The sequence below is a fragment of the Corallococcus sp. CA041A genome (assembly GCF_003612075.1).
In the GTDB taxonomy this organism is placed as follows: Bacteria; Myxococcota; Myxococcia; order Myxococcales; family Myxococcaceae; genus Corallococcus; species Corallococcus exiguus.
On sequence record NZ_RAWF01000110.1, the window covers coordinates 24,332 to 30,701 of the forward strand.

At 69.2% G+C, this 6,370-nt stretch carries 4 protein-coding genes and 1 pseudogene; 3 read left to right on the plus strand and 2 right to left on the minus strand.

Annotated elements, in window-relative coordinates; translation table 11 throughout:
• Positions 1-3: 3 nt before the first annotated feature.
• Positions 4-1,419: a TIGR01777 family oxidoreductase gene (locus D7V77_RS20600; protein WP_120577999.1), complete on the minus strand. Its 1,416-nt coding sequence runs from the start codon at positions 1,417-1,419 to the stop codon at positions 4-6.
• A 32-nt stretch (positions 1,420-1,451) separates the two neighbouring features.
• On the opposite strand from D7V77_RS20600, the gene D7V77_RS20605 reads away from it, so the two are divergent.
• Both D7V77_RS20605 and D7V77_RS20610 read left to right on the plus strand, forming a co-directional pair.
• Positions 1,452-2,417: an L-threonylcarbamoyladenylate synthase gene (locus tag D7V77_RS20605; protein WP_120578000.1), complete on the plus strand. Its 966-nt coding sequence runs from the start codon at positions 1,452-1,454 to the stop codon at positions 2,415-2,417.
• A gap of 62 nt (positions 2,418-2,479) precedes the next feature.
• Complete coding sequence (locus D7V77_RS20610) at positions 2,480-3,553, plus strand: virulence RhuM family protein (protein ID WP_120578001.1); 1,074 nt, start codon at positions 2,480-2,482, stop codon at positions 3,551-3,553.
• Between the two features lie 80 nt (positions 3,554-3,633).
• On the opposite strand, the gene D7V77_RS20615 is transcribed toward D7V77_RS20610, so the two are convergent.
• Positions 3,634-4,332 carry a hypothetical protein gene (locus D7V77_RS20615; RefSeq protein WP_120578002.1) on the minus strand — a complete coding sequence of 233 codons (699 nt, stop codon included), beginning with the start codon at positions 4,330-4,332 and terminating at the stop codon, positions 3,634-3,636.
• Positions 4,333-4,562: 230 nt separating this feature from the next.
• Between D7V77_RS20615 and D7V77_RS20620 the strand changes: the two are divergent.
• Positions 4,563-6,370: pseudogene (locus D7V77_RS20620) on the plus strand (hypothetical protein); the annotation flags it as partial.

Here is a 6,370-nt window from a genome sequence, read left to right on the forward strand (position 1 = left end):
GGCTTACCCGTGGCGGTATTCGGCGCCGTCGGTGGTCCGGCCCAGGGTGAAGCGCAACGTCTCCTCCAGGCCGGGCAGGAGGAAGGAGAAGCCGTGGGCCTGGGCCACCGTGGGCAGGGCATGGGTGCTGGACAGGAGGGTCTCCTCGCCCATCTGCCCGAACACGGTCTTCACCACTGCGGCGGGCAGCGGGAACACCGCGGGACGGTGGAGCACCTTCCCCAGCACCTTCGCCAGCTCGCCCTGTCGCACCGCGTTCGGAGACACGGCGTTGAGGGGCCCCTGGATGGACGGGGTGAAGATGGCGAACTGGATGAGGCCCAGCACGTCCTCCAGGGACACCCAGCTCAGCCACTGACGTCCGGAGCCCACGGGCCCGCCGCCGCCCGCCTGGGTCGCGAGCGCCAACTTCGCGAGCGCCCCGCCGCGCGCGTCCAGCACCACGCCGATGCGCAGGTTCACCACGCGGATGCCCGCTTCCCGTGCGGGCGCGGTAGAGGCCTCCCACTGGCGCGTGAGGTCCGCGAGGAAGCCGTCGCCGGAGGAGGACGTTTCGGTGAGTTCCTCGTCGCCCCGGCTGCCGTAGTAGCCGGTAGCGGAGGCGCAGATGAGCACGCGCGGCTTGCGGGTGGCGCGGGCCAGCGTCTCACACAGCAGGCGGGTGCTCTCGGTGCGGCTCTTGAGGAGCTCCTGCTTGCGCTCGTCGGTCCACCGGCCTTCGCCCACGTTCGCGCCGGACAGGTGCACCACGGCGTCCACGTCCTCCAGGCCCGCGGCGTCGACAGTGCCCTTGTCGGGAGCCCAGGAGATGTCCCCGCGAGCAGCGTTCGCCCGGCCGCGCACCAACCGCTTCACGCGGTGGCCGCCGGTGGTGAGGAACGACGCCAGCGCGGAGCCCAGCATGCCGGACGCACCGCCGATGGCCACGGTGAGCGGGCCCTCGTTCGCGAAGGCCCCATGACGGCGCAGGTCCGCGCGGGTGAGCGAATGGCGGTACGCGAACATGCGCTCCAGGCGCTTGCGCGCGTAGCCACCGCCGAAGGTGTCCCCCAGCGCGCCCACGGGCAGTTCGTACTGGATGTGGTCATCCAGGATGGAGGTCTGGGGGCCCGAGGGGTTCATGCGGTGGTCGTGGATCCACTTCGCGAACGGGCCTTCACGCTGGGTGTCCTGGAAGGAGGAGCCCTCCACGTAGGCGGTGTGTTCGGCGACCATGCGCTGGGGGATGGGGCCCAGGTGGAGTTTGACGACGACTTGGGCACCGGGGCGGATGCCGTCGCCGGAGCGCTCCACGACTTCAGCGGTCTCCCAGGGGGGCGACAGGCGTTCGAAAGCCCCCTCGCGGGTGTGCCAGGAGAAGAGGTCGGCGGCGGGGACCGGCATCTGGCTGTGCGCTTCGAAAACGTGCGGCTTGCCCATGGTTTCTCCAAGGGAGACAGTGCGACCCGAGCATGCTTACTCCCGACCTCCTCGACCGTGCAGTCGAATTGCTGCGACGCGGCGGTGTCATCGCCCTGCCAACAGAGACGGTCTACGGCCTCGCTGCCAACGCCGAGGACGAGCTGGCCGTGCGCCGCGTCTTCGCCATCAAGGGCCGGCCGGCGAACCACCCGCTCATCGTCCACATCCCGGATGAGGAGTACCTGCCGGAGTGGGCCCGTGAGGTGCCGGACGAAGCGAAGGCGCTGGCGAGGGCGTTCTGGCCGGGTCCGCTGACGCTGGTGCTGCGGCGTACGTCGAAGGCCACGGACGCGGTGACGGGAGGCCAGGACACGGTGGCGCTGCGGGTGCCCGGCCACTCCGTGGCGATGGAGGTGCTCGAGCGACTGGGAGGAGGCGTGGCCGCGCCCAGCGCCAACCGCTTCGGCCGGGTGAGCCCGACGACCGCGGAGCACGTGCAGCGAGACCTGGGCGACGACGTGGACCTGGTGCTGGACGGAGGTCCGTCCACGGTGGGCGTGGAGTCGACCATCGTGGACCTGTCCTCCGGAGCCCCCGCGATTCTCAGGCCCGGAGGACTTGCGACGGAGGACATCGAGCGCGTGCTGGGACGCGCGGTGCCGGTGCGCACGTCGACCACGGTGCGCGTGTCTGGTTCGCTGGAGTCACACTACGCGCCCAGGGCGGGCGTGGTGCTCGCGGAGCCGCATGAGGCAGTGCAACGGGTGGAAGCACTGCGTGCACAGGGATTGCGCGTAGGCGTGTTGGGTCCTGCGTCGCTGTCATTGCCTGGCGATGTGCAGCGCTTCGACGTGCCGGGAGAACCCGCGCAGGCCGCGCGAGTCCTCTATGCGCGGCTGCGTGAAGCCGACGAACAGGGCCACGACGTGCTCGTGGCCTGTCTGCCCGCCGCGAGCGGCCTGGGCATCGCCGTGCGAGACCGGCTGTCCCGCGCGGCGGCGCCCCGCGACAGCTGAGTCTCCGGGCGTGTGGGGCGCATGAAAATGGGTGAGCGGCTAGACCAAGTGGAGTCGCACGTATGACCACCGACAAGAAGGCGCTCGCCCCCAATGCAGGGGAGTTCCTGGTCTACGTTGGCGACGATGGGGCGTCCCGGGTCCACGTGCGGCTTGAGGAAGGGACTGTCTGGCTGACCCAGAAGCAGCTGGCCGAGCTGTACGGCAAGGATGTCCGGACCATCAACGAGCACCTCCAGAACATCCATGAGGAGGGAGAACTTGATCCCGGAGCAACCATCCGGAAATTCCGGATAGTTCAAATCGAGGGAGCCCGCGAGGTCGCGCGGCTCGTAGAGCACTATTGCCTCCCGGCGATCCTCGCCGTCGGGTACCGCGTGCGTTCCACCCAGGGAACGCGCTTCCGACAGTGGGCGACGGCTCGTCTGGACGAATTCCTCGTCAAAGGCTTCGTGCTTGATGACGCCCGGCTCCAGTCCACGGCCCATCTGGGCGAGGACTATTTCGACGAACTGCTCGACCGCATCCGCGAGATCCGGGCCTCGGAGCGGCGCTTCTACCAGAAGGTCACCGACATCTATGCCCAGTGCAGCTTCGACTACGACTCACAGTCGGACCTCACCCAGATCTTCTATGCGACCGTGCAGAACAAGCTTCACTGGGCCATTCACGGACACACCGCCGCCGAGCTGATCCGCGAGCGCGCCGACGCGACACAGCCGAACATGGGGCTCTCGACCTGGAAGAGCGCCCCCAAGGGCCCCATCCGAAGGGCCGACGTGACGGTCGCGAAGAACTACCTCCAGCAGCAGGAGCTTCAGGAACTCAACCGCATCGTCACGATGTATCTGGACTACGCGGAGGACCAGGCACGGCGGCGGCGCCCCATGACCATGGAGGACTGGGTGGCGAAACTGGACGGCTTCCTGGAGTTCAACGAACGCGATGTCCTGTCGCACGCAGGGCGGGTCAGTCGCGAACTGGCCAGCGCGCATGCGGAGTCAGAGTTCGACAACTACCGCGCGGAACAACGACGGATTGAGGCGAGCCAACCCACGTCCGACTTCGACCGCGCCGTGGAGAAGACGAAGCAGCTTGAGTCAAAGGTCCGGGGACGGGGGAAGCGGAAGACATGAGCCGAGGCGGTACGACCCTGACGGCGAGGACCGCCGTGCGAGACCAGCTGTCCCGCGCGGCGGCGCCCCGCGAAGGCTGATCAGAGTTCCTTCACCAGTTCCTGACGTGCCTTCGTGCTGTATCGCCCGATGAGGTCCGCGCGCTTGGGCGCGTACTTCGCGGACTCATACTGGATGGCCACGACACTCCGGGACAGCATCGACCACTGCGTCAGGTTCACGTGGCTTTCCAGCGTGGTCCAGCGATTGAGCAGCTTGGGACGTGCCTGGGAGGACAGCATGCTCTCCGTCGTCTGAACGGTCGCGGCGGCCTCCAGGTCCTCAATGGGCGCCAGGTCTGCGGCGAAGCGGATCGGCAGCCGCTCCCACTTCAACTCTCGCGCCACGTCGATGGGCCTCTTCGGCTCTCCGTACTTGCGCGTGAGCAGGTCCCGCATCAGCGAGTGGAAGGTGCGCGGGTCCGCCACCTCCTCGAAGAACACGTCCACCGCCGCCAGCCGGTTGTCCAGGAACCCCAACGCCACCTCCGCCGGCACCTCCGCGATGGCCGTCTTCATCCGAAGCGTCCCATCCGGGCCCACGCTCGCCTCGGGCATTTGTGCGCGCACCTCCTCCGGCGTCATCCCCCAACGGACCGTCTGGAACCCCTCCGTGCTCCGGTAGGTCTTGTCCTGCGATTCACGGACCGCCTGCCGCCGCTCCAGCGCGGTGGGCTGCCCCGACGCGCAACCCGCCGACAACCCCAGCACCACCGACAGCCCCAAAGCCTTGAACTTCATTTCATCGCTCCATTCCAAGCCACGGGCCTCGTCCCATTGAGGCCTCCATCGCAGGCATCCCCCGCGCTTCGCGGTGTGCGGACATAAAGGAATACGGAGGGTTCCCGGAAGCTGGGTCGCCGGACGCCCGGGGGCTTGCGGCCAACAGCCCAGGTCGCCCAGGCTCTACGTCCGGAGAGGGGAACAGCCGCATGGGCTTCGCCACAGGGTGGTTATGGGTCGTCCTGGCCATGGCCACTGGCGCGCGGCCAGACCCTTCCGCCGAAGCCGTGTGCGGACTCTCCGCGCTCTACACCGCCGAACATGCCTTCTTCGGGGAGAAGGACCGCTACGACCTCCCCGCGGCCGTCGGCTTCCTTCCCCTGCCCTGCGCCGACGGCACCCGTCCACCCGCCCCCGAGTCCCACTCCGTCGGAGGCTGCCAGTTCGTCTTCACCGTCCTCGAAGCGGGCCGCGCTCCGGATACCACCCTGAAGCTCGAAGCCCGCGGCGTGACGGCCGGCACGCAGGACCTGCGCTTCCGCATGGAGGGCCACGAACGCGTCATCACCCGCACGGACGCCAACGCCCGCGTGGCGCCCGTGGACTGTGAGGCCTGGGCAAAGACAGCCGATCCGCTCTTCCGCTATCACGCCATCGGCAGGAGGTTCGATTGCACGGGCGGGCCCTACGCCCCGGAGCATCCGTGCACCGAGGCGCTCACCCAGCTGGTGGGCCTCACGCGCGAAGGCGTGGGCGTCGCGCGAATGGAATACGCCGCGCATCCCACCGCGCGCGAGCTGTATCCGCTGAGCCCGCCCACGCCCGCCATGCTCCTCTGCGGCGTCACCGCCACGCCCCAACAACGCGTCCAGCTCGCGGAGCGCCTCGCACGTCAGCAGCAGCTGATGGACGCGGTCCTCGTGCCCTACTGCCATCCGGAAGGCCTGCGCGTGGCCCTCCCCCGTCTGTTCCAGGAGGGCGCCTGCCCGGGTCCACGGTGTCTGGCATTGATGTCCCATGCCCAGCGCATCCGCCTGCCAGAGCGGCTCGGCATCCTGGAAGGTCGCGCGGAGCCCCTGGCCCGGTGGCTGTGGGACCAACCCGCCCCCGTGCAGCGCGACTTCCTATCGCAGGCAGCGGCCCTTCCGTTCCCACGGGTCGAAGCGCTCCTGAGCCTGCGCAAGGGCGAATGGCCGAGTCTCGCGGCACTTCAGGAGAACGCGTTCACGCCACTGGAGAACGCGTGGTTCGACCAAGTCCGCCGGGAGCACCCCTCCCTCTTCCCGCTGCACGACATCGGCCTCGAGCTCCAGGAGCTGGGCACCGCCAGCCCGGCGGCGTTCAAGCTCTGGAGCGAAGGCACTCCCTGCTTCGAGCTCTTCTACGCCACCGACATGGCCATGTCCGCGGAGCGGCTGCGCGCCCTCGCCAGCGCGGAGGTGCGCTGCCCGGGAGAAGCCATCCCCATCCTGTCCCGCCACCTCCGGCAGCTGCCCTCCACGGAGATGATGAGCGTGCTCGAGCCGCTGTCCCCGGCGCACCTGCGCATGCTGCGCGATGACCTGGGCCTGTATCTCCCCGGACGCGCCGAGGCGCTGGTCGACTGGGTGATGGAGCGCGACATCGGCCTGCTCGACGGACTGTTCGCCACGCCCGCCGTCGTGACGAAGTTGCTCGCCCCGCCCCATGTGGACCGGCTGGGCGGACGCGAGGCCGTCCTCGACCTGCTGTTGGATTCGCGGCGCAGCCCACACATCACGCTGACCGAGGCGGCCCTGCTGCTCGTGATGACCGAGGCCCTGAAGGGCGCGCCTTCCGCGGCCCGCGTCAGGAACGTCTCGGAGCAGTACATCCTCCCCGCCCAGAAGCAGCTGCTGCTGTCCGACGCCCTGCGAGCCCGGGACTCCCGCATCCAGGCCGCCGCCGCCGCAGGCCTCGCTGCGTGGAAGGAATCCTCCGGCATCCCCGCCCCCGCGGCACGGGCCTGCCTGGCCGAAGCCCGCCTCACCCTGGCCTGCCTGGCCACTCAGGCCAAGCACCTGGGCCCGCCCCCTCC